The following is a 21,753-nucleotide window of genomic DNA, read 5'->3' as shown; positions in this document are numbered from 1 at the left end:
GGAGGACAAATGAAACTTATTTTACGCGCTGACGTCGACTCTCTGGGTCGACTCGGAGATATCGTTACCGTCAAGCCCGGTTTCGGCCGCAACTACCTGATCCCTCAGGGTCTGGCCAAGCCCGCTACCACCGCCAACCTGAAGGCCTTCGAACTGGAGCGCCGCAAGCTGCAGGAACAGGCTGACTCCCTGCGCGCCCAGGCCCAGGGCCTGGCCGAGCGCATCGCCGCCACCCCGATCGAGATCGAGGTGCGTGTCGGCGACGGCGACAAGCTGTACGGCTCCGTCACCACCGTCAACATCGGTGACGCCATGGAAGCCGCCGGCATCGAAATCGATCGCCGCAAGATCATCCTGCCCGAGCCCATCCGCTCCTTGGGCGAATACGAGATCGAAATCCGCCTGCACCCCGACGTTCGCGGCGAGCTGAAGCTCACCGTCACCCGTCACGGCGGTTCCGTGATCGAAGAAGTCCTGGAAGTTGAAGAAACCGAAGAAGTGGCCGAGGCCGTCGAGGAATCCGTAGAGAATGCCGAAGACGCCGAGACCGCAGAGGCCTAGTTCGGGCCAATACGCAGATAATCCGGAAGAGGCCCTGGAAAGGGCCTCTTCCGATATCCTACGCAAAGTCCCCCCCCACTCTTTCGAAGCCGAGCAGGCAGTGCTCGGCGGCGTGTTCCAGTCCGAAAGCATGTTCCACCAACTGGTGGACATCATCGGTCCGGATGATTTCTATTCGCCTGTCCATCGGGACATCTTCAAGGCGTTCACGCAGCTTTACGACGACCATCAGCCCATCGACGTGATTACCGTGGCCAACCAGTTGGCCAAGAACAACACGCTCGACACCGTGGGCGGCCCGGTCTATCTGGCCGAGCTGTCCGACTCCGTGGTCAGTGCGTCCAACGCCCTCTATCACGCGCAGATCGTCCGCGATAAGCACACCTTGCGCGAACTCATCGACATTTCCAGTGGCATCATCTCCAACTGTTTTTCCTCGCGCGACGTGGGGGAGGTCCTGGACGAATCCGAAAAGGAAATCTTCCGCATCGCCCAGAGCAAGGAAATGCGCGGGATGCAGTCCAGCGGACAGTTGGTGCCCAAGGTCTTCGACGAACTGACCGCCCGGTTCAACAACAAATCCGTGGTCACGGGCATCCAGACCCACTACCACGAATTCGACAACATGACCGCGGGCTTGCAGAACTCGGACCTCATCATCATCGCGGGCCGTCCGTCCATGGGCAAGACCGCCTTCGCCCTGAACGTGGCCCTGCGCGCGGCGGCGCGTTCCGAATGCCCCACGGCCATATTCTCTCTAGAAATGTCCATGGAACAGCTCATGACCCGTCTGCTCGCCGTGCAGAGCAAGGTCGAGCTATCCAACCTGCGTACCGGCTACCTCGACGACTCCGACTGGAACAAGTTGTACGAGGGCGCTGACGTGCTCAGCAAGGCCCCCATTTTCATCGACGACACCCCGGCCCTCTCCACGCTGGAATTGCAGGCCCGTTGCCGCCGCCTGAAAGCCGAGCACAACCTCGGGCTGATCGTGATCGACTACCTTCAGCTCATGCGCTCCAGCGCGCGGCCGGACTCCCGTGAGCAGGAAATTTCTGATATTTCCCGCCATCTCAAGGCGTTGGCCAAGGAACTGAACGTACCTGTCATCGCCCTGTCCCAGCTCAACCGCAAAGTGGAAGAACGCACGGACAAACGCCCCATGATGTCGGACCTCCGCGAATCCGGAGCCATCGAGCAGGACGCGGATATTATCATTTTCCTTTACCGCGACGCCGCCTACAACAAGAGCGAGGACAACCCGCTCAAGAACCACGCGGAAGTCATCATCGGTAAGCAGCGTAACGGTCCCACGGGCCGATGCGAGCTCTTTTTCAAGAAGGAATACACACTTTTCGAAAACATGGACGCCACGGCCTATCCTTCCGAACTGCCTGAGGGATTCCACCAGGACGGCGACTAACCTCAATCTCGCGGAACCGCTATGTACTACGATCCAGTAGAGACCATGGACCGCGCCGCCCTGGAAGAGCTCCAGGCCGAACGCCTCAGAGAGACCATCGAAATCGCCAAACGTTCCCCCTTCTATGCCGAACGGCTCAAGGGAATCGAACCCGGCGACATCAAGACCCCCGCGGATGTGACAGGCCTGCCCTTCACAACCAAGGACGACCTGCGCAACCAGTATCCGCACGGACTGCTGGCGCGCCCGCTTGAGGATTTCGTCCGCCTGCACGCTTCCAGCGGCACCACGGGATCGCCGGTGGCCGTTTTCTATACCCGGAAGGACCTGGAGACCTGGGCCGACCTGATGGCTCGCTCCATGTTCTGCTGCGGCTGCCGCCGTACCGACGTCCTGCAGAATACCGCCGGATACGGCCTGTTCACAGGAGGACTCGGCATCCACTACGGCTCCGAACGGCTGGGAATGCTGACCATCCCGGCGGGCACGGGCAACACCAAGCGCCAAATCAAGATGATCCTCGACCACAACGTCACGGTCCTGCACATCATCCCTTCGTTCGCTCTTTATTTCGCCCAAAAGGTACGTGAGGAAGGCTACGATCCCAAGGACATGCCGTGGCGCATCGCACTCATCGGAGCCGAGCCCCACACCGAGCAGGCCCGCGCGAAGATCGAGGAGCTCATGCACATCAAGGCGTACAACTCCTACGGCCTTTCCGAGATGAACGGACCGGGCGTCGCCTTCGAATGCGAGCAGCAGAACGGGATGCACCTCTGGGAGGACGCCTACATCGCCGAGATCATCAATCCCGAGACCGGGGAGCATGTGGCGGAAGGCGAAATCGGCGAACTGGTCATGACAACCCTCCGCCGCGAGGGAATGCCGATCATCCGTTACCGAACCCGCGACCTGACCCGCTTCGTGCCGGGCAAATGCGAATGCGGCCGGACTCATCGGCGCATCGACCGCATCACCGGCCGGGCGGACGACATGATGATCCTCAAGGGCGTGAACATCTACCCCATGCAGGTCGAGCAATGCCTCATGGCCATGCCCGAGGTGGGACAGAACTACCTTATCGAGCTCATCCGTGAAGGCGTTTCCGACCAGATGCGGGTCAAGGTCGAAATCAAGGACGAATACTTCGTGGAAGACATGCGCGTCCTCCAAGGATTGCAGAAGCGCATCGCCAAAAACCTGTGCAACGAAATCCTCGTCACGCCGCGAGTCGAGCTGTGCCAGCCCAACTCCATTCCCAAGGCGGAAGGCAAGGCCGTCCGCGTGGTGGACCTGCGGGACAAGGAATAGGGAACGGCCGTGGAATACGTCTGGGCCATTCTGCTCATCCTGGGGCTGATGCTCTCCCAGGTCCTCCAGCTCTTCAGTATGCCCGCCAACTGGGTGGCGCTGGGACTGGTGGCTCTGTGGAAATACATCTACCCCGAGTCCATGGCCTGGAACTTCGTCATCGTGCTCGGCGTGGCCGCGGCACTGGGCGAAGCCCTGGAATTCGGGCTTCAAGCCTGGGGCGCGGGCCGCTACGGCGCATCCGTACGCGGCAATGTGGGCGGTATAATCGGGGCCATAGCCGGAGCCATCTTCGGCGCGCCCTTCTTCCTGGGCTTAGGCGCACTTCTCGGCGCGCTGGGCGGGGCGTATCTCGGCTGCCTCGTTGCCGAGATGCCAGGCCGCACCCGGCCCGAAGCGTTCCGCGCCGCCAAGGGCGCATTCGTGGGCAAGGCGCTCGGCTTCACGCTCAAGACCGCCATCGGCGCAACCATGGTCATCCTGGCCATCCCCCGCATCTGGCCTTAACCACCGCACGACCGACCAGGCAGGCCGGAAACACGCCCATCCCCGGCCCGCCGCCTCTTTTCGACCACTGTTTCCGCAAATACGCAGGGCATTCAGCCCGGCACCAATCAGAAAAAGACGCGACCCGAAGGACTCGGGCCGCGCCAGGCGTCAGGCGACGGCAGGAATTTCTTGCGGATTAGCGCGACGCGAAAACGGCCGGAAGATTCGCGGCGGCCAGATTGTAGCCGTGCTCGATGATCGGCGCGGCCTTGTCGAAGTCCATCATGTTGCACAGATTGATGGGAATATTCAGGACCGCATCCGGGGGATAGGCCGCGATCTTTTGCCGGGCGATGGAGCCCTGCATGGCGTCGAAGGATTTGTACAGGATGTCGTAGGCGCGGATATCCTTACGCTTCATGACGATCTTGTCGGTCATGGAACCGAGGAACTCGGACACGGCATGAGACATGCCGGAATTATTTTCATCTTCGTTGATCTTGTCGGCAGTGATCTCGACCCCCTTGACCGGTGGCGCGCACAGGTTCACGGCAATGGTATAGTCGGTGAGATCGCTGAAGGTCGGCGCGATGGGCACGGGATTGAGAATACCGCCATCAATGATGTCCTCGCCGTTTATCACCACAGGCTTGAAGAAAAGCGGCAGGGCGATGGACGCCTTGATGGCGTCGAAGATGGGCCCCTTCCTGATCCAGACCTCCTTGCGGCGGGAAATATTCGCCGCCACCGCCGTGTAGCTGACGGACAGGTTCTCGATGCGCTCCTCGCCGACCACGTGACGCAGGGTGTCGATGAGCCGGTCGCCCTTGATGAGCCCGTCCATACCGAAGGAGACATCCATCAAGGCAAGCATGTCGCGCTTGGTGATGCCGCACGCCCACCGTTCGTACACGTCGAGCTTGCCGATGGCGTGAATGCCGCCGACCAGCGCGCCCATGGAGGAACCGGCGATGGACTTGATCTCGCAGCCGTGCTCCTCCAGCCAATGAATGACACCGATGTGCGCGAGTCCGCGCGCGCCGCCGCTGCCCAAAACCAACGATACCGTTTTCTTTTTCATGCAATGATTCTCCGATGTGGGCGTCCGGCCGGGAAAAGGCCCGACGTCCCGTTGTTCGCGGCGCCACCCTACACAATTTTGACTTGCCATACACTACCTTTTAAGCGAACCTTTGACGCCTTTATGGCGAGCTGAAAGAGAACCTTATCCCCACCGGGTGAACCAATGACTGCCGATCTTTTTCCCTCCTACCGCGGACACATGGAATACTTCTGTCTTGGCTGCGGCGAGCGATTCCCCACTGACGAGCTGTACTACACCTGCCCCAACTGCGGCGGCGTGTTCCTGCTCGACAACCTGAATTTCGACGAGCTGAAGAAGACCAGCGGCGAAGAGTGGCGCGCCATCTTCGACGGCCGGGCCGCTTCCAAGCGAACCGCCCTGCGCGGCATCTTCCGTTTCTATGAGCTCATGGCCCCGGTGCTTGAAGAAGAGGACATCGTCTACCTCGGCGAGGGCAACACCCCGCTGGTGGCCTCGAGCCCGTCGCTCAACGCGGCCACCGGGCTGACCACCGCCTACAAGAATGACGGCCAGAACCCTTCGGCATCCTTCAAGGACCGCGGCATGGCCTGCGGCTTCTCCTACCTGCGCTCGCTGATCCGCCGCCATGGATGGGACCAGATTCTGACGGTCTGCGCCTCCACGGGCGACACCTCGGCCGCTGCCGCGCTCTACGCCTCGTATGCGGGCGGCGCAATCAAGTCCGTGGTCATCCTGCCTCACGGCAAAGTCACCCCGGCCCAGCTCGCTCAGCCCCTCGGCTCCGGCGCGGTCGTCCTCGAAGTACCCGGCGTCTTCGACGACTGCATGAAGGTGGTCGAGCATCTTGCCGATAATTACCGCGTGGCCCTGCTCAACTCCAAGAACGCCTGGCGCATCCTCGGCCAGGAGTCCTACGCCTTCGAATGCGCTCAATGGTACGATTGGGACATGAAGGGCAAATGCATCTTCGTGCCGATCGGCAATGCGGGCAACATCACGGCCATCATGGCGGGTTTCCTCAAGCTTTACGATCTGGGCATCATCGCCGAACTGCCGCGCATCTTCGGCGTCCAGTCGCACCATGCAGACCCGGTCTACCGCTACTACGCGGTGGACGACCCCAACGAGCGCGAGTTCCACCCCGTGAAGGTCGGCGCGTCCGTGGCCCAGGCGGCCATGATCGGCAATCCGGTTTCCTTCCCGCGCGTAAAATACTTCGCCGAGAAGTTCGAAGCCGTGGGCGGCAAACGGGCCTTCCAGGTCATCCAGGTGACGGAACAGCAGATCATGGACTCCATGATCCAGGCCAACCGCAACGGCCACATCGCCTGCACCCAGGGCGGCGAGTCATTCGCCGGCGCCAAGCGCGCCCTGGAACTGGGCCTGGTCTCCAAGGAAGAACTGTGCGTACTCGACTCCACGGCGCATCAGCTCAAGTTTGTGGATTTCCAGAATATGTACTTCGACAACAGCTTCCCGCCCGAGTTCGGGGTCACGCCGGACATGACGCTCGCCAACAAGCCTGAGCTGATCATCACCCCCGAGGAAAAGGACGCCTTGTCCGAGGCCGACTTCACCCGCAGGACCGCCGACAACGTGGTCGCCAAACTCGGTCTCGAAAAAAAGTAACCCCACTTCCACGTTCCCCTGCCCCGCCGCAAGCGGCCCAAGACAATTGGAGAAGGGAGGGGATGGATGGCCGTGGGAAGAGGACCGGCAAAGCCCCTGCACAGGGGCCTTCCGCTCCTTCCCACGACCGCCGGAGGCACACCCACATGCCGAAAAAACAGCGTGCGGATCAACTCCTGGCCTCGCAGGGCCTGGTGGAGAGCCGGGAAAAAGGCAAACGGCTGATTATGGCCGGCAAGGTTCACTTCCTGGACCGCGGCCAGAAAACGCCGGTCAGCAAGCCGGGTCAGCAATTCTCGGAAGACACGGAGTTCGTGGTTCCCGAAGATGATCGCTTCGTATCGCGCGGAGCGTACAAGTTGCTCACGGCCATCGAAGAATTCGCCATAGATTTCATGGGAAAGATCGCGCTGGACGCAGGCGCGTCCACGGGCGGCTTCACGGATTGCATGCTCCAGCACGGAGCCGTGCGGGTGCACGCCGTGGATGTCGGCTATGGGCAGTTGCACGAAAAGCTCAGGCAGGACGAACGCGTGGTCAACCTGGAACGGACCAACGTGAGACATGCGAAGCCCGACCTCATCTCCGATCCGGTGGACGTCATCGTTGCCGACGTATCATTCATTTCCCTGACCAAGATTCTGCCCGCGTGCCTGCAATTCCTCAAGCCGGGCGGAGAACTGGTGGTGCTGGTCAAACCTCAGTTCGAGGTGGGACCGGGACTGACCGACAAAGGCGTGGTCCGCAGCAAGCGGCTACAGCAGGAGGCCGTTGACACGGTCATCGGATTCTGCGAAGCCGAACTCGGACTGATCGTGCGGGGCGTGGTGCCCTCCAAAATACTGGGCCCCAAAGGCAACCAGGAATACATGGCCTACATGGCCCTTCCGGAATAACTCAATGCTTCAGGGCCTTATTTATGCGGTAATATCCGCAGCCTGTTTCGGTTCCATGGCCATCCTGGTCAAGCTCGGCTATGCCGCGGGCATGGACGGTGCGGTCATGATGCAAATGCGCTTCTCCGTGGCAGCTATTCTGCTTTTGTTCTACCTGCTCGCCAAGGACAAGCAGATGCTGCGCATATCCATGCCGGAGTTGGCCAAATGCGCCTTCCTGGGACTCGTGGTCTACTGGACGCAGACCACCTGCTTCGTCAACGCCTTGGCGACCATTCCGGCCTCGACCACGGCGCTGGTCCTGTACGGCCACCCCGTGGCCGTGACCCTGCTCGCCTCGATGTTCCTGAGTATGCGGATCAACCGAACGGTCGTCCTCTCCCTGCTCCTGGTCATGGCCGGATGCTGCCTGGTCTTCTATGACGCCTTCCTGCGCGAAGTGGACGCCACGGGACTGGCTTACGCCCTGGGGTCCATGGCCACCTTTTCCGTGTATCTCGTCCTCGTCCAGGTGTTGCTCAAGGGACTCAAACCGCTGACCGCGACCTTCTACGTCCTGGCCTTCGCGGCGGTGTCCTTCACCCTTTCCGGCGACATCCGCGCATGGGGAACAACGGACCTGGAACAGGTCGGCCTCAGCCTCGCGCTGGGCGTTTTCCCCGGCCTGATCGCCATAACCTTCCTGTTCGCGGCCATCGAAAAAGTCGGCAGCGCCTACGCCTGCATCTTCTCATCCGTGGAGCCTGTCGTCACCCTGTTGGCTGCGGCGGCTTTCCTCGACGAATCTGTGGTCTGGCTGCAAATATGGGGAGCGTTCCTGATAATCCTCGGGATCGTGGTGCCGAACCTGCGCTTCGGGCACCGGCCCGTGACGAACTGACCGCGCCCCGAACCGGTTCAGCTCCGCCTGTCCATCTGCTTGCCGAGCAGCTTGAGATGGGCCTTCTCTTCCCTGGCCAGAAGCTGGAAGATATCCCGGCTGTCCTTGTTTTGGGCGCGCATGGCGCAACGCAGATAATAATCCAGGGCCTGGGCCTCGACCATGACGGCCAACTCCAGGACTCCCAGGTCGCTGTCAAACGCGCCCGGAAAACGGTCCATGAACTCGCTGACGGGCACCCCGCCCTCGGCCAGCTCTTCGGCATTGCGCAGGGCTACAGCCTCGAACTCCACGCGGCTCATGACATCCTCGACGATGCGGGTATACAGCTCGTACAGGACATCCTTGTGCCGGTCTTCGAACCCGGCCAGCTTCATGAACAGCTCGATGCGGTCCGGGGTTTCGGCGATGTCCGCCCGCTGTGAATAGAACGCCTGGAGAGTGTCCTCCATGGCATAGGCCTTGAGAAGAGCCTCGGCAGGGCTTTCCGCGCCGGTAAAGGCGATCATGCCCAACTCCATGGGGCCAAATGCGGACGCACCCTCCCAGGCGGAAATGCCGCCCACCAGGTTGTTGACGTCCCTAAACCCCTGCCCTTCAAGAAGCACGGCGGCGGCCATTGAGCGCCCCCCCGACGCGCAGTAGACCAGCAAGGGCATTTCCCTGTCCAACTCGTCCAGGCGGTCGGGCAATTCCGGCAGGGGCACAAGACGGGCCCCCGGAATATGATCCGCCTCGTACTCCAACTCCTGTCGCACATCGAGGAGAGTATAGGCATCGGGTTTGCCCGCTTCCATGAACTTGCGGGCCTGGTCCGGCGTCATCTGGGTGATGGTGGGCATGATTTCCCCTTGGCATTGCGGTCTGAAGGATGAAAAACAACCTATTACCATAAATACTATGGGGGACGGCGCATTCCGTCAATATGGCTGGAGCGTTTGCTACACCAAAAACATGGCCGACGCGACCAGCAGCACGAAGGCGGAGGCCAGGGAATCCCGGCCGGTCCAGGAAAAATCGGGTTCCCACGCCCCGGCACGGTCCAATCCGCGACAGGCCACGGCCAGGGTCTGATTCCAGGTCTTTTGCCCAAGATTGCGGACGACCGCCTGGGGAATCATGCGCATACGCCGGAAAAATCCGGCATCGGGACACCGCCGCGCAGCCACCTCGCGCACTCCGGACATGGTGGCGAGACAGGTCGGCAGAAAATGAACCATCAGCGAAAGGGACAGGGCCACGCGCCAGGCCCGCTCCGCGCCGAGCAAAGGCTTGAGCGCCCAGGCGACAGCCAGCCCGAGCGCACGGGCCGAAGTGGAAAGGGCCAGGCTCAGCCCAAGCATGAGCAAGGCGACCAGCCGCACGGTCAACTGGGCCGCGTCCGAGGCGATATACTCAGGCGGAACGCCGGAAATACCATCCAGAACGGCCTTGACCGCGACCCAAAAAAACACGAAGCCGAGCAGGCTGCGGACCATCTTTCCGCCACCGGGCAGCCCGGCCGCCAGCGGCAAGGCGAGCAAGAGCAGGAACACGGCGCAAGCTGCCGCCGCCAGGACATGCACCTTCCACAGGCAGGGTCCAATCAGCAAGGCGGCCGCCAACTTGAGGCGGGGGTCCAAGGAGCGGACCAGAGCCGCAAAGTCATGCATCACCGTTCCTCCCCGTCCCAGGGAACAATGGTCCGGCAGGCGGTCCAGGAGCCCGGCGCGCGGACTCCATGCGCCGTGACCTCGTCAAGCACGGCCTCAGGCGGGCCGTCCAAAGCCAGAATGCCGTTGTCGAGCACAACCAGTTCGTCCACCAAGTCGATAAAGCTGTCCAAGTCATGGCTGGAGACCACCTGAGTCAATCCCGCCTCTCGGTTGGCCCGGATCAGAGCGCGCATCTCGCGCACGCCGGGATAATCCAGGCCGCTGAACGGTTCGTCCAAAAGGAGAACGCACGGCCTGTCGAGCAAAGCCGCGGCCAAACAGAGCTTGCGTTTGGTGCCCCAGGAAAGGGTCTGCACCGGGCGGTCCCAGTACTTCAACAGATTGAGCCGCTCCGCCATGCCGCGGGCCTCGGCCGTCACAGCCTCGCTCCGTTCACGGCCCAGCAGGAGATCCTCCTCCACCGTGGCCCCGAGAATCTGCAAATCGGCATCCTGCATGACCAGCCGACAAACCGAGCGGATGCCGCTTTCCTTGCCCGGACTGACACGTCCGGCCACTTCAAGACTACCGCTGACGGGGGCGTACAAACCGGCCATCAACGCAAGCAGGGTGGACTTGCCCGAACCGTTGGCTCCGGCCAGGCCGAGCAGGCCGCCCTTGCCCACTTTCAGGGACACCTCTGACAACACCTCTTCCCCTGCGGGATAGGCAAACGTAACCGTATTGAGTTCTATCATTGCATTCCTCGATCACAACACTCCATCATCCCAATCACACTGTCAACGCCACGATACAAAAAGGTCGCAGCCGGAAACAGGGGAACAGTAACAAAAAACCCCGCCGAAGCGGGGTTTGTCATTTTCCGTTCGGCGGAGCCTAAAAGTGGTAGCCGATGGAGGTACCGAGACCCCAGGTCCTTCCGTTCTTGAAATCCGCGTCGAAATGATGGGAGCCGTCGCTCATGGTCATACCTTTGCGGTTTTTGCTGACGATATACATACCGGCCACGTCCACGGTCCACTTGTCCCACTTGTAGCCTGCGCCCAAGGTGAACATCTGGCGGTCGTTAACGGGCAGCATGGGGGAAGCGTAATCATGCCGGATGGGAGTCTGATCGTAAACGTATCCGGCACGCACGGCGAAGGCGTCGGTAAGCAGATATTCCGCGCCGATCTGGAAGCGCCAGGTGGACTTGTAGTTGAAGTCCATCTCCTCCTTGCTCAGGATAAAGTTATCGAAATCGAACTCGATACGGTCGAACTGTTCCCACTGCGTGTAGACCACATCGAATTCAAAGGTCAGATTCTCTATGGGCTTAAATCCAAGGCCAACGCTGTAGCTCGCCGGGAAATCGGCGGTCATGGTACAGTCGCCTTCGGAATTCAGCACGGGAATGGGGTTGCCGGAAGAGGAGACGTCGCCTGTCCCTTCGAAATGCACGGGAGAGCGGTACATCAGGCCCAGGGAAAACATGTCGTTGATGTCATAGAGCAGGCCCATGTTCATGCCGAAGGACGTGCCCTCAACATCGGTCATGAAAGTCCCGCCGAAAGCGGTGGCCTTGTGGAATTTGAAGGACCCCTTGATAACCTCGAGTCCTCCGCCCACGGACAGGGAATCGTTGATCTTATAGGACACGGTCGGAGTCAGGGAAAAGGACTCCAGCAGGGCATCCTGAATCAAGGTCTTGCCGGGCCAGGTGCTGTCGTAGTCGGTGCCGAGGCCGAACCGGGTGTACACGCCCACGCCGATCGTCCAGTCTTCGTTGAGCTGGTGAGTCGCGAAGCCGTGCGGCACGCCGAAAACCTGGTTCTGGGTCTGGCTCTTTGCACCGTTGATGTAGACGTCGGAAGACGGAGAGACCGCGGTCACGCCGCCATAGACATTGGTTCCTTCAAGACGGGACATCTGCGCCGGATTGTAGGCGATGACCGAAGCGTCATTGCCGGTGGCGTAGTTGGCGGTCCCCATTCCCAGGGCGCGGTTGCCCCATTCGTACAATGCAAAACCGCCTGCATGGACCACATCCGCGGTCGCCAGCAGGCAGGCCAGAAAACCGAGCGCAAAACATGCGTAAACGCGTTTCATCCTTCCCCCTTAGATTGATCCGCCGCACCTCCGCGGCGTTCGATTGAATGCCTCCGGCACCCTCCCAGATGCCTTGGTGTCTTCCCACCAAGGAAACATTGCGTTACCTTATGCACAAACTGCACCCTCATACACGCCACCCCAAAAAATGTAAAACCAAAAAGTCTTTTCAAACAACTGTTTAACTTATTTTCCCAAAGGGTAAAACAAGGGGCTGAGACACGGCACGATTCTGGCACAAAACAGAGGCAAGCGGCGGGATGCGGCACAATTTACCGGCGCTGGAGGTCGCATGAAACGTTTCATACCCAGGCTGGACGCCAAGGAAAAAAGCTTCCACGGACTGTTGGCCGTAGGAGGACTGGCCGGGATTATCGAAGGCTCGATCCGATACGGGTTCACCCTGCACACGGCATTCCCCGGCATGTTGCTGACGCTGCTCGGGGCGTTCCTCGGCGGGTTCACCGGTTTTTTCCTGAAAGATTGTTTCCGCGCCTGGCGGGGCCTCAAGCCCTACCGGGGGGTAAACAATGACGGCTGGATGCTGGGCGGATTTTTGGGTTCCTTCGCGGGCGCCCTGTTTCAGGTCGCGGCAAGCGCGGACGGAGCCAACCTGGTCATAGGCTCCATAGCCGGAGCCTTCCTCGGCGCGGCGTGCGGGGCGTTGCCCGATGAATTCGTCACCCCCATACTGGGCAGGATGACGGAAAAAACGTCCGACAGGCCCTGACGCCGTTTGACGACGTTGAGAGCCTGCCGGACGAAACGGACTACTGCATGTTGACCCAAATGACCGCGCCCATTTCGAGCTCGCGGCCTTCATAAGGCTGCTCGGCGGTGTTCAGGCCGGCGAATCCCCACCATCCCTTCCACGGACATACGAACGTGAAGACGCCCTGGCCATCGGCGAGCACTTCCTGCGTGACCATGCGTTCGTTGGGAGCCTGCCGCTTGCCGTCCTTGTTGTAATACTCCACTTCCACACGGGTGTACGGAGCGGGCTTGCCGTCGAGCATGACCACGCCCTGGAAGACGTTGCCCGCATAATTGCCGAAGGGCCTCGTCAGAGGCACGATCTCGGTGTCCAGGCCAAGCGGAGTGTTCCACTCCTCGCCCTCGCCGTAGGCGTCGATCACAACCTTGGTGATATGCCGAATGTAGTTATTCTCGGCATCTTCCTTATACGGGACCGGGTCAAAAACGAAGGTATACATCCCCGGTGCCTTGGGCGTGAAGGAGGTCTTCCAGGCGGTGTGCCCCATGACTTCGGTTTTGGTCAACGAAGACAGCAGGTCCACCTTCTGTTCATTGTTCACGGCCACGAAAAAGGCGGCGGGCTTTTCCAATTCCATCCCCTGTCCCTCGAAGGGATGGGAAAAGGACAGGGTGAGCTCTACGGTCCGCTTGTCCTGACTCAGTTCATCCGTGTCCGGAATCAACATGCCGAAATGGGCCGAAGCCTGGCCGGCAAACAACGCGACGCAAAAGACCGCCAGAGCGAAAGTCAATTTCTTCATCACACACTCCTCAATGATTATTGCAGAATAAATCCAGACCCTTGATCTTTTGATGCTACTAATATCAAATTGGTAACACAAGTCAAGCAAGAATGAGGATTTAATACTTGCAAAAACCTCCGAGTTCGCGGCTCAATCCACCCGATTGCGCCAGCGGCGGGCAAGGGCCACGCCGGTGATGTTGTGCCACAGGCTGAAGAGCGCGCCGGGCAGCGCCGAGGCTGCTCCAAAGTGCTTCACAGCCAGGGCCACGCCCAGGCCCGAGTTCTGCATCCCGACTTCTATGGCCAGCGTCCGGGCATCGCGCCGGGAGCACCTGGCGGCCCGGGCCAGGCCGTACCCGGCCGCCAGCCCAAGGGCATTATGCAGGACAACGGCCAGCAGGGCCATGAACGGCAGCGCGAGAAGGGTCGTTTGGTTCAAGCCTATGATGCAGGCGATAAGCAGCGCGATGACGATAATGGACAGAGACGGAAACCAGCGCAGGAACGGCTCAAGCTGATGCCGAAAGAAACGGCGCAGAATGAGCCCGTCGATAAGCGGGAAGACAACTATCCAGAATACGGATTGCACCATGGCCCAGAATTCGATCTCCACCTGCCGCTCAAGCAGCATATAAATGATGGCCGGAGTCAATAGCGGAGCAATGCAGGTTGAAGCCAGGGTCATGGTCACCGAAAGGGGCACGTTGCCCTTTGCCAGATAGGTGATTACGTTGGACGCGGTGCCGCCCGGGCAGGCTCCGACCACGATCATGCCCACGGCGATTTCCGGAGGAAGACCGAGAACCCGGGAAATGACGACGGCAAGAACAGGCATAATGAGGTATTGCAGGGCCATGCCCAGGCCCACCAGGGGCCACTTCCGCAGGATTTCGGCGAAATCCCCGAATTCCAGGGTCAGCCCCATGCCGAACATGATTACGCCCAACCCCAAGGGAATGTGCGGCTTCACCCAGGTGAATACAGGGGGATGCGCCAGGGCCACGGCGGACATGACGACGGCGATAAGCAAAAATTTTTTTTCGATAAAATGAGGTATGGAGTCGATTTTCATGCCCGTGGGGTGGCCCAAATATAACTTCTTGTCAACGCCGGAGCCAAAAAAACGGTCCGGCTTGAGCCAGGAGCGCCGCCTCCGCGCCGGAACATGGGCGGCGAAAGGCCCATTCCTCTTCCGGCGCCGCGACAAATCGATCAAAACCCGACATGCTCCGAAAGCATCCTTGAATATCCGGGCAAGGGAAGTGTTGACGAACGGTCTGGAACGCTGTAGGAAAACGATTCCCGAACAGAGGGAAGCCGGACGGCGGTTGCGTTGAAAACTCCGTCAGGTCCGAGAGGAAGCAGCGGTATCGATTGCTGCCGGGTGTCCGGTTTCCACTCAAAGGCGCGTTCAGCCATGAACGCGCCTTTTTCATTTGCGGAATCAGCCGTTCTCCGTATTTCTGCGGAGTTCCGCCTCGATCTCCTGCAGAAGCGACAGCGCCTTCTTGAAATCGTACTCGGCGATGAGCTTGAGCAACTGGGCGGCTTCTCCCTGAAGACGAACGGGCCAGACCAGCCCCTTTACCGCCTTGCTCCGCTCTCTGCACTCCACCGGCGCGCCCTGGGAAAGGGGGGACCGAAGGCCATCGAGGCTGCTCAGAAGCTCCGCCTGCGAGGCGACCTCCCCTGCCTGTGGGAACTCGGATTCCTCCGGCTGGGCCGCCCTCAACGCGCCGATGCTGCCGATCACCTCGGACAGCTTGATAGTGAACGCGGCCAACGGTTCGACGAAGTCCATCCCTTCCTGCCCTACAGCCTTTTCCAAAACGCCCGCAGCCTCGAACAACGCCATGGCGCCGAGCATCCCGGACGTTCCCTTGACCGCATGAGCCAGGGCCACGGCCTCGGAGCGACGCCCCGCGGACAAATGCTCCCCGATCAGCACCGCCGCATCGGCGTACTTCTCGTCGAGCAAAAGGAGCAAGGTCCGATAGAGCTTCTCGTTGCCCCTGGCCCGCCTGAGGCCGAGCTGCACGTCGATGCCCTTCATGATCGCGGGAACGGCCGACTTGTCCACGACGGAACGGACACCGCCCTTGCTCCTCGGGGCCGCTGCCGTCACATCGCCGCCGGCCAGCCACTTGGTCAGAACCGCGAACAAATCCTCCGGGTCGAAGGGTTTGGCGATATGATCGTTCATGCCCACTTCCCGGCTTTTCTCGATGTCGGCAAGCATGGCGTGGGCGGTCATGGCGATGATCGGCAAATTCTTGAATCGTTCCTGGGCGCGAATGCGCCGGGTTGCCTCGTGCCCGTCCATGACCGGCATCTGAATGTCCATGAGCACCAGGTCGACGTCGTTTTCACCAAGCGATTCCAGCGCCATTTCGCCGTTAAGGGCTTCAAGGACATCCACCCCGACCGACGCCAGAATCTCCTGGGCCACCTGACGGTTGATCTCGTTGTCCTCCACAAGCAGTATCCGCTTGCCGGAGAGTTGATCCAGCGACCGTTCCGGCCGTGGGGATTCGTTCAACGTGACCATGCCCTTGCCCAGCGTCTCCACCACCAGGTTGAACAGGAAGGATTGGTTGACGGGCTTGAACAGCAGGCCACGGAAGCCCAGTTCATTGGTGCGCTTGACCAGCGAAGCGTTGCCGTAGGCCGAAACCATGAACATGGGCGGCTTGGTCTTGATGGCATCGTCTCCGAGAACAGCCTCCGCGGTCGCCAGCCCGTCCATTTCGGGCATTCGCCAGTCCACCACGAGCAGGCTGAAGCCGCCCTCCTCCTCGTGTCCTCGCAGGATGTCGAGCGCCTCGCGGCCCGATCGGGCCGTGGTCACGGAAAGCCCCATGTATTCGAGCATCCCCTTGAGAATGAGCCGGGAGGTGGGGTTGTCGTCCACTACCAGAGCGGGCTTCCCCTGCAACTCCTGCGGCAATGTCACGCTCACCGCATCCTCGCGGAAGATGGGGAAATTGACCTCGAACCAGAAAAGGCTGCCCTTGCCGAAGTCGCTCTCGACCCCGATCTGACCGCCCATGAGTTCGACCAACTGGTTGCAAAGGCTCAATCCCAAGCCCGTGCCCCCGTATTTCCGGGTGGTGGACGCGTCGGCCTGGGTGAACGGCTGGAACAGATCCTGAATCTGCTCCGGCTTGATGCCGATGCCGTCGTCCCTGACCGTGAAACGCAACCGGGCCTGGTCCGCTTCCTTTTCCACGGTGGAGATGCCCACAACCACCGCCCCTTCGTCCGTGAACTTCACGGCGTTGTTGCAGAGGTTGATGAGAATCTGGGCCAATCGCATGGGGTCGCCCTTGATGGAGGGCGGCACGTCGCGGTCCACGTTGAGGAGAAATTCGAGCTTCTTTTCGTTGGCCCTCGGCGAAACGATTGAGGTCAACTGCTCAAGCACCTGCTCAAGCTTGAACCCCACGGACTCCACCATCAGCATCCCCGCCTCGATCTTGGACAGGTCGAGCACGTCGTTGATGATGCCGAGCAAGGACTTGGCCGAAATGTCTATCTTGTTCAAGTAATCCCGCTGGGCGGCCGAAAGATCGGTCATTTTGATGAGATGGGTCATGCCGATGATGGCGTTCATCGGCGTGCGTATCTCGTGACTCATGTTGGCCAGGAACTCGCTCTTGGCCTGGGTGGCCGTCTCCGCAGCCTCCTTGGCCTTGATGATTTCCTTTTCGGTCTGCTTGCGGATGTAGATTTCGGAGGTGAGCAGCCGGTTGGTCTTGTTCAGCTCGTCTGTGCGCTCCACAACCCGCTTCTCCAGTTCGTCATAGGCGATCTTGAGATTCGCCTGGGCAATGCGCACCGGAGTGATGTCCGTAATCATGGAAAACACGCCGCTGAACCGTCCTTCGGCATCAAGCTGCGGGCTGGCGGAAATGAGTGTCCAGACTTCCGAACCGTCCTTGCGGACGAACCGCCGCTCGTACTGGGACGCCTCCCCCGCCCGTCCCTTCTCAATCGCCTTTTCGTGAGCGTTCAGCTCCTCGGGAGGAATGAAGGTCACCACGTCCTTGCCCACCAGTTCCTCTTCCGAATACCCCAACATATCGGAGAAAACCCGGTTGACCTGAAAAATCCGCTGATTCACGTCAATCATGACGATGCCTTCGATACTCGTCTCGAACAGGCGGCGATACTTCTCTTCGCTTTCCCGCAGTTCCGTCTCCCGCGATTGGATTTGCGTGCTCATCTCATTGAACTTGGAAAGAATGAGCTGAATTTCCTGAAATCCCTCCTCCGCGTCCGGGTCCTCCGTGTACTGACCGGCCGAAAGCCCTTCAATGCGCTGCATGAGCCGCCCCAAAGGCACCCGGAGATTGCGGTTCAGGACGATCCTTGTGGACAGGCCGAGAACAATGACGACGGAAAGCAGGGACAGAAGGCTTATCCAGGTGGTCTCGTAGACCTTTTCGCGGAAAATGGCCGGGGTCAGCCCCAGCCGGACCAGGCCGACCTCGACATTGTCGTAACTGACCCGCTTTTCCTTGATGATGGTCTGCCCCTCGGAGATCTCGCCATACTGATAGATATCGTTGCCGCGGTGGTCGCGGACCTCGATGAAAACCACTATGTCCAGATTGGCGAAGGTGTTGCAAAGATTGACAACGGACTCCTCCTCCATATGCCAGAGGTAGGATTCCAGGCTGTTGGACAGATGCGTCAGGGCCTCGTCGGCGCGCTGTCTGAACTGCGCCTCGGACTTCTCGTAAAGAAGCAGGAAGATGATGGACGAAACGGCGAAGGACGAGAGCACCACCACGGCGACCAGGCTCGCGGTCAGGTGTTGCACCAGGGAGCGTCTGCTCCGACTCTTATGCAGCAACGGCATTCTCGTACCTTTTCTCCCGGGATTATTCGAGAACCGGGCTCAGCCTCTTTACACGCCACCTTATATGTCAACCGGCCAAAAGGGAACCTATCGACACATTCGCCGACATCCCCAGGCACAAGATACATACCCCGGCAATTGACGACAGTCGATTATAGTTACACGCAATTCGGGCCAATACAGCAAAAAATGATACCCGACGCTTTGTGGACGGACCGGGGAAACGAAAGGCGACCCCACAGAACGGAACAAGGGGACTCCCATCAATCGGCAGGCCCAGAGACAGGGCCAGCCAGGCAGGGGGCTGGCAGACGACGGGACGACGACGAACTCAGCGCCCCCCAGCGGGCCAACACCGACTTCAACGCCCCCTCGCGCTTCAACGCCTCAAGAGCCTCCTCCAACCGTAGACGCAAGTCCTCATCGCCTTTTTCCACGGCAAAACCCACGGGCGACCCCGGGTCGCCCACGTCCATGATCCTGACGGAAACGCCATGCCGCTCGGCCAGAAGCAACCCGACGGCCATGGGCGCAATGACCGCCACCACTCTGCCCTCGGCAAGCAATTGCATGGACTGGTCGATGCCCTTGGTCTTGACTATGCGGATGGACTTGAGCAACCCCCGGAGATACAGGTATTGCTCGACATAGGAGGACCGGTCCCCGGCGACCACCTTGGATACGAGATCGGCGGCCTCGAAAATATCGGGGTCGCCCTGATGGACGAAAATAACGGCTTTTCTATTGTAGTAAGGCGAGGTGAAGCTGAAGTTGCCGCGCCCATGATTTCGATAAATCTCAACGCCGGTCACGCAGTCCATTTTCCCAAGACGCAAACCGGCCAAGGTGTCGCCCCAATCCCCGGCAACAAAGGCGACCTCTCGCCCAAGTCTGGAAAAGACAAGCCGGGCCACCTCCACATCCAGCCCCCATGGCTCCCCTTCGCCGTCCAGGAACTGGTAGGGCGGATGCTCCCGGGCCATGCCGCAACGAATGGACTCCTCCGCCTGCGCCGGACAAGCCGCGGCAAGCGTCCAAACGCAATACGCCAACAAACAACAAAACAATTTCCGCCCCATCGGCGTCCCCCAGGACCGTTTTCACCCCGCCGATCGAAATACGGACAGGATGGAATCAAACCGTACCACACGCTCCACTGCGAACCAACAGTATTATATCCTGCCTCAAAAGATGACCCTCCCTCCTTGCAGTGCCCTGCCTCCTTCACGGCCCATACTACCAACATTCGATATGGGCCATTTTTTGGGTGCAGGCCATTCAGCGAACAACGGATTTCAATTTTCCCATAAACAGAGCGCAGGTCCTTAGGTACTCCCATGCGGAAATGCCAAATGGAACCCTGCCGCAAAAAAACTTGGAGTTGAAAATTTATGCACGGGCAGCCGTCCTCGCCTCATGTTTTGAGGCTACTTTGACTACCGCATGGATGAAAATGGGGATGTAGCGGGCTACAAAAGAAAAACCCCCTGAAAATTCAGGGGGCATATTCTCTAAGTGGCGGAGAGGAGAGGATTTGAACCTCCGGCTGAGTTTCCCCAGCACACGCTTTCCAGGCGTGCTCCTTAAGCCGGACTCGGACACCTCTCCGCGTCGAGAGGCAGTAACTAACTAATCTGACGGAGCTTGGCAAGTAAAAAATTTAACCTTTTTAAATCGGCAGTTGCAGACTACCGCGAAACTCGTCCAAACTCGCCGCGCCGAGCTCCGAGAGCAGGGATTCCATCTCGTCGGCCAGGCCGAAGGCAAAATCCGGGCGCAGGAAATTGGCGGTTCCCACCTGCACGGCCTGAGCGCCCACCAGGATGAACTCCAGGGCGTCCTCGGCCGAGGCGATGCCGCCGATGCCGACCACCGGAATATCAACGGCATGTACGACCTGGTGTACGCAACGCAAGGCAACGGGCTTGATGGCGGGGCCGGACAGCCCGGCGATGACGTTGGCGATGCGCGGCTTCCTGTTCCGAATATCCACGGCCATCCCGGAGAGGGTATTGATAAGCGACAGGGAGTCCGCTCCGCCCTCGGCCGCAGCCCTTGCGCAGACCGCGATGTCGGTGACATTGGGCGAAAGCTTGACCATAACGTGCTTGTCGCCCGCCTTCTTCTTGACCGCCTCGGTAACTCTGCCGATCTGGACAGGGTCCTGGCCAAAGGCGATGCCGCCCTCTTTCACGTTGGGGCAGGAGACGTTGACCTCCAGCGCGGCCACGCCCTCCTCGCCGGCCAGCACCCCCGCCAATTCGCCGAACTCCGTGGCGTCGCAGGCATACAGGTTGGCGATCACGGCCACATCCTTCCAGGGAAGCATGGGCAGGGCCTTGGTGACGAAGTGCTCGACGCCGGGATTCTGGATGCCGATGGCGTTGAGCATACCGCACGGCGTCTCTGCGATGCGCGGCATGGGATTGCCCTCGCGCGGCTTGAGCGACAGCCCCTTGGCGACAATGCCGCCGAGGCGGGTAAGATCGCCGTAGGGCGCGAATTCAAGGCCGAAGCCGAAGGTTCCGGATGCGGTCATGACCGGATTCTTGAGAGAAAGACCGCCGAAATTGACTTGCATATCCATGGCGGCCTCCTAAATCTCCACCTGGTCGGCCCAAAACACCGGGCCGCGCGTGCATACCTGAACATGATGGCCTTCGCCGTCCTTGATCACGCACCCCAGGCACGCGCCCACGCCGCAGGCCATGCGGTTTTCCAGCGACACCTGCGCCCTGGCCCCGTACTCCTTGGCGAACCGCTGCACCGTGCGCATGAACGGCGTCGGACCGCAGGACAGGACCAGCCCGCCTTTCCCGGCAAACTCCTCGATCAGGCCGCGCATGGTCTCGATTATGCAGTCCAGGTCCGAGGGTTTGGCTTCCAGCATACAGCGGCTGGGAACGGTCCGGGACATCAGCTCAAAGGGGTAGCAATCGAGCGGCAGCCGATGCGCCAGAAAGAGGGACAGATTCTCGGGGTGCGGATGTTGCTCGACATATCCGCGAAAAGGTGCGATGCCGATGCCCCCGGCAAGCAACAGGGTCGGCGTGTCCGGCTCGACGGCAAAAGAGTTGCCGAGCGGTCCCCACATGGACACCTTGTCGCCGGGTTCAAGCGCCGCGATGCGCCGAGTTCCCCGTCCGACGGCCTGAATGAACAGGGTCACGGACGCATCGTCCCCGGAGCAGATGGAAAAAGGCCTGCCCCAGACCATGTCGAGATCCCAGGCTGTCGGCCGGATCATGACGAACTGGCCGGGTTTCCATCCGCCCCAGTCCGGACGTTCGAGCGTCAACTCGAAGAACTCGCCGGCCGTTTTTGATTGACCGATCGGGGAAACATTCAATACCTTGACAGTGCGGCAATTCCTCAAGGACATACAGATAC

19 protein-coding genes, 1 tRNA gene, 1 other RNA gene and 1 pseudogene are annotated in these 21,753 nt (G+C 60.2%); 9 read left to right on the top strand and 13 right to left on the bottom strand.

The features are described 5' to 3' along the window. The first annotated feature begins 9 nt into the window (after positions 1-9). The 4 genes from rplI to PSN43_RS07310 are packed head-to-tail and all read left to right on the top strand — an operon-like array spanning position 10 to position 3,802. Positions 10-561 carry a 50S ribosomal protein L9 gene (gene rplI, locus PSN43_RS07325; RefSeq protein ID WP_272700074.1) on the top strand — a complete coding sequence of 184 codons (552 nt, stop codon included), beginning with the start codon at positions 10-12 and terminating at the stop codon, positions 559-561. After that, a complete protein-coding gene (gene dnaB, locus PSN43_RS07320; protein WP_272700073.1) occupies positions 530-1,984 on the top strand; it encodes a replicative DNA helicase in 1,455 nt (484 codons plus the stop codon). The genes rplI and dnaB overlap by 32 nt, the downstream gene beginning before the upstream one ends. A gap of 21 nt (positions 1,985-2,005) precedes the next feature. Further along, positions 2,006-3,295 carry a phenylacetate--CoA ligase family protein gene (locus tag PSN43_RS07315; RefSeq protein ID WP_272700072.1) on the top strand — a complete coding sequence of 430 codons (1,290 nt, stop codon included), beginning with the start codon at positions 2,006-2,008 and terminating at the stop codon, positions 3,293-3,295. A 9-nt stretch (positions 3,296-3,304) separates the two neighbouring features. Next, positions 3,305-3,802, top strand: a complete 498-nt coding sequence (locus PSN43_RS07310) for a DUF456 domain-containing protein (RefSeq protein WP_272700071.1) — start codon at positions 3,305-3,307, stop codon at positions 3,800-3,802. A 178-nt stretch (positions 3,803-3,980) separates the two neighbouring features. Here PSN43_RS07310 and PSN43_RS07305 read toward each other — a convergent pair whose 3' ends face one another. Then, a complete protein-coding gene (locus tag PSN43_RS07305) occupies positions 3,981-4,865 on the bottom strand; it encodes a patatin-like phospholipase family protein (protein ID WP_272700070.1) in 885 nt (294 codons plus the stop codon). A 165-nt stretch (positions 4,866-5,030) separates the two neighbouring features. On the opposite strand from PSN43_RS07305, the gene thrC reads away from it, so the two are divergent. The 3 genes from thrC to PSN43_RS07290 all read left to right on the top strand — a co-directional run bounded on the left by thrC (position 5,031) and on the right by PSN43_RS07290 (position 8,255). Next, positions 5,031-6,479 (top strand): threonine synthase, encoded by a 1,449-nt coding sequence (gene thrC / locus PSN43_RS07300; protein ID WP_272700069.1) that lies wholly within the window; start codon positions 5,031-5,033, stop codon positions 6,477-6,479. A 146-nt stretch (positions 6,480-6,625) separates the two neighbouring features. Further along, on the top strand, positions 6,626-7,375 hold the full coding sequence (locus tag PSN43_RS07295) for a TlyA family RNA methyltransferase (RefSeq protein ID WP_272700068.1): 750 nt from the start codon (positions 6,626-6,628) through the stop codon (positions 7,373-7,375). A gap of 4 nt (positions 7,376-7,379) precedes the next feature. Continuing rightward, complete coding sequence (locus PSN43_RS07290; protein WP_272700067.1) at positions 7,380-8,255, top strand: DMT family transporter; 876 nt, start codon at positions 7,380-7,382, stop codon at positions 8,253-8,255. Positions 8,256-8,272: 17 nt separating this feature from the next. Here the strand turns inward: PSN43_RS07290 and PSN43_RS07285 are convergent, their stop codons facing one another. The 4 genes from PSN43_RS07285 to PSN43_RS07270 all read right to left on the bottom strand — a co-directional run bounded on the left by PSN43_RS07285 (position 8,273) and on the right by PSN43_RS07270 (position 11,998). Then, complete coding sequence (locus tag PSN43_RS07285) at positions 8,273-9,097, bottom strand: rhodanese-like domain-containing protein (protein ID WP_272700066.1); 825 nt, start codon at positions 9,095-9,097, stop codon at positions 8,273-8,275. Positions 9,098-9,196: 99 nt separating this feature from the next. Then, positions 9,197-9,907, bottom strand: coding sequence for a cobalt transporter (locus tag PSN43_RS07280; RefSeq protein ID WP_272700232.1), 711 nt, complete (start codon positions 9,905-9,907; stop codon positions 9,197-9,199). After that, positions 9,907-10,647, bottom strand: a complete 741-nt coding sequence (locus PSN43_RS07275) for an energy-coupling factor ABC transporter ATP-binding protein (protein WP_272700065.1) — start codon at positions 10,645-10,647, stop codon at positions 9,907-9,909. The genes PSN43_RS07280 and PSN43_RS07275 overlap by 1 nt, the downstream gene beginning before the upstream one ends. A gap of 139 nt (positions 10,648-10,786) precedes the next feature. Continuing rightward, positions 10,787-11,998, bottom strand: coding sequence for an OmpP1/FadL family transporter (locus PSN43_RS07270; protein WP_272700064.1), 1,212 nt, complete (start codon positions 11,996-11,998; stop codon positions 10,787-10,789). Positions 11,999-12,290: 292 nt separating this feature from the next. Between PSN43_RS07270 and PSN43_RS07265 the strand changes: the two genes are divergently transcribed. Beyond that, a complete protein-coding gene (locus tag PSN43_RS07265) occupies positions 12,291-12,728 on the top strand; it encodes a hypothetical protein (protein ID WP_272700063.1) in 438 nt (145 codons plus the stop codon). Positions 12,729-12,768: 40 nt separating this feature from the next. Here the strand turns inward: PSN43_RS07265 and PSN43_RS07260 are convergent, their stop codons facing one another. Both PSN43_RS07260 and PSN43_RS07255 read right to left on the bottom strand, forming a co-directional pair. After that, positions 12,769-13,515: a DUF4198 domain-containing protein gene (locus PSN43_RS07260; protein ID WP_272700062.1), complete on the bottom strand. Its 747-nt coding sequence runs from the start codon at positions 13,513-13,515 to the stop codon at positions 12,769-12,771. Positions 13,516-13,647: 132 nt separating this feature from the next. Continuing rightward, a complete protein-coding gene (locus PSN43_RS07255) occupies positions 13,648-14,571 on the bottom strand; it encodes a bile acid:sodium symporter family protein (RefSeq protein WP_272700061.1) in 924 nt (307 codons plus the stop codon). Positions 14,572-14,808: 237 nt separating this feature from the next. On the opposite strand from PSN43_RS07255, the gene ffs reads away from it, so the two are divergent. Beyond that, positions 14,809-14,902: signal recognition particle sRNA small type (gene ffs, locus PSN43_RS07250), an RNA gene on the top strand. 41 nt (positions 14,903-14,943) lie between these two features. On the opposite strand, the gene PSN43_RS07245 is transcribed toward ffs, so the two are convergent. From PSN43_RS07245 to PSN43_RS07225, 6 genes and pseudogenes are all read right to left on the bottom strand, one after another. Continuing rightward, complete coding sequence (locus PSN43_RS07245; protein WP_272700060.1) at positions 14,944-18,363, bottom strand: hybrid sensor histidine kinase/response regulator; 3,420 nt, start codon at positions 18,361-18,363, stop codon at positions 14,944-14,946. Between the two features lie 263 nt (positions 18,364-18,626). Beyond that, positions 18,627-19,346, bottom strand: coding sequence for a transporter substrate-binding domain-containing protein (locus PSN43_RS07240; RefSeq protein ID WP_272700059.1), 720 nt, complete (start codon positions 19,344-19,346; stop codon positions 18,627-18,629). 308 nt (positions 19,347-19,654) lie between these two features. After that, a pseudogene (locus PSN43_RS15980) lies at positions 19,655-19,732 on the bottom strand (DUF6538 domain-containing protein); the annotation flags it as partial. 147 nt (positions 19,733-19,879) lie between these two features. After that, positions 19,880-19,971, bottom strand: a tRNA-Ser gene (locus tag PSN43_RS07235). A 61-nt stretch (positions 19,972-20,032) separates the two neighbouring features. Beyond that, positions 20,033-20,950, bottom strand: coding sequence for a dihydroorotate dehydrogenase (locus PSN43_RS07230; RefSeq protein ID WP_272700058.1), 918 nt, complete (start codon positions 20,948-20,950; stop codon positions 20,033-20,035). A 9-nt stretch (positions 20,951-20,959) separates the two neighbouring features. After that, a complete protein-coding gene (locus tag PSN43_RS07225) occupies positions 20,960-21,745 on the bottom strand; it encodes an iron-sulfur cluster-binding protein (RefSeq protein WP_272700057.1) in 786 nt (261 codons plus the stop codon). Positions 21,746-21,753 lie beyond the last annotated feature (8 nt).

This window comes from Desulfovibrio sp. Fe33, assembly GCF_028532725.1.
Taxonomy (GTDB): domain Bacteria; phylum Desulfobacterota; class Desulfovibrionia; order Desulfovibrionales; family Desulfovibrionaceae; genus Pseudodesulfovibrio.
This window is presented reverse-complemented; position numbering and strand designations above follow the sequence as displayed.

Coding starts and splice junctions, on each gene's coding strand:
- dnaB (WP_272700073.1), top strand. CDS start 530: ATGCCGAAGACGCCGAGACCGCAGAGGCCTAGTTCGGGCCAATACGCA.
- PSN43_RS07285 (WP_272700066.1), bottom strand. CDS start 9,097: ATGCCCACCATCACCCAGATGACGCCGGACCAGGCCCGCAAGTTCATG.
- PSN43_RS07265 (WP_272700063.1), top strand. CDS start 12,291: ATGAAACGTTTCATACCCAGGCTGGACGCCAAGGAAAAAAGCTTCCAC.
- PSN43_RS07230 (WP_272700058.1), bottom strand. CDS start 20,950: ATGGATATGCAAGTCAATTTCGGCGGTCTTTCTCTCAAGAATCCGGTC.
- rplI (WP_272700074.1), top strand. CDS start 10: ATGAAACTTATTTTACGCGCTGACGTCGACTCTCTGGGTCGACTCGGA.
- PSN43_RS07255 (WP_272700061.1), bottom strand. CDS start 14,571: ATGAAAATCGACTCCATACCTCATTTTATCGAAAAAAAATTTTTGCTT.
- PSN43_RS07275 (WP_272700065.1), bottom strand. CDS start 10,647: ATGATAGAACTCAATACGGTTACGTTTGCCTATCCCGCAGGGGAAGAG.
- PSN43_RS07225 (WP_272700057.1), bottom strand. CDS start 21,745: ATGTCCTTGAGGAATTGCCGCACTGTCAAGGTATTGAATGTTTCCCCG.
- PSN43_RS07240 (WP_272700059.1), bottom strand. CDS start 19,346: ATGGCCCGGGAGCATCCGCCCTACCAGTTCCTGGACGGCGAAGGGGAG.
- PSN43_RS07280 (WP_272700232.1), bottom strand. CDS start 9,907: ATGCATGACTTTGCGGCTCTGGTCCGCTCCTTGGACCCCCGCCTCAAG.
- PSN43_RS07260 (WP_272700062.1), bottom strand. CDS start 13,515: ATGAAGAAATTGACTTTCGCTCTGGCGGTCTTTTGCGTCGCGTTGTTT.
- thrC (WP_272700069.1), top strand. CDS start 5,031: ATGACTGCCGATCTTTTTCCCTCCTACCGCGGACACATGGAATACTTC.
- PSN43_RS07245 (WP_272700060.1), bottom strand. CDS start 18,363: ATGCCGTTGCTGCATAAGAGTCGGAGCAGACGCTCCCTGGTGCAACAC.
- PSN43_RS07305 (WP_272700070.1), bottom strand. CDS start 4,865: ATGAAAAAGAAAACGGTATCGTTGGTTTTGGGCAGCGGCGGCGCGCGC.
- PSN43_RS07290 (WP_272700067.1), top strand. CDS start 7,380: ATGCTTCAGGGCCTTATTTATGCGGTAATATCCGCAGCCTGTTTCGGT.
- PSN43_RS07270 (WP_272700064.1), bottom strand. CDS start 11,998: ATGAAACGCGTTTACGCATGTTTTGCGCTCGGTTTTCTGGCCTGCCTG.
- PSN43_RS07315 (WP_272700072.1), top strand. CDS start 2,006: ATGTACTACGATCCAGTAGAGACCATGGACCGCGCCGCCCTGGAAGAG.
- PSN43_RS07295 (WP_272700068.1), top strand. CDS start 6,626: ATGCCGAAAAAACAGCGTGCGGATCAACTCCTGGCCTCGCAGGGCCTG.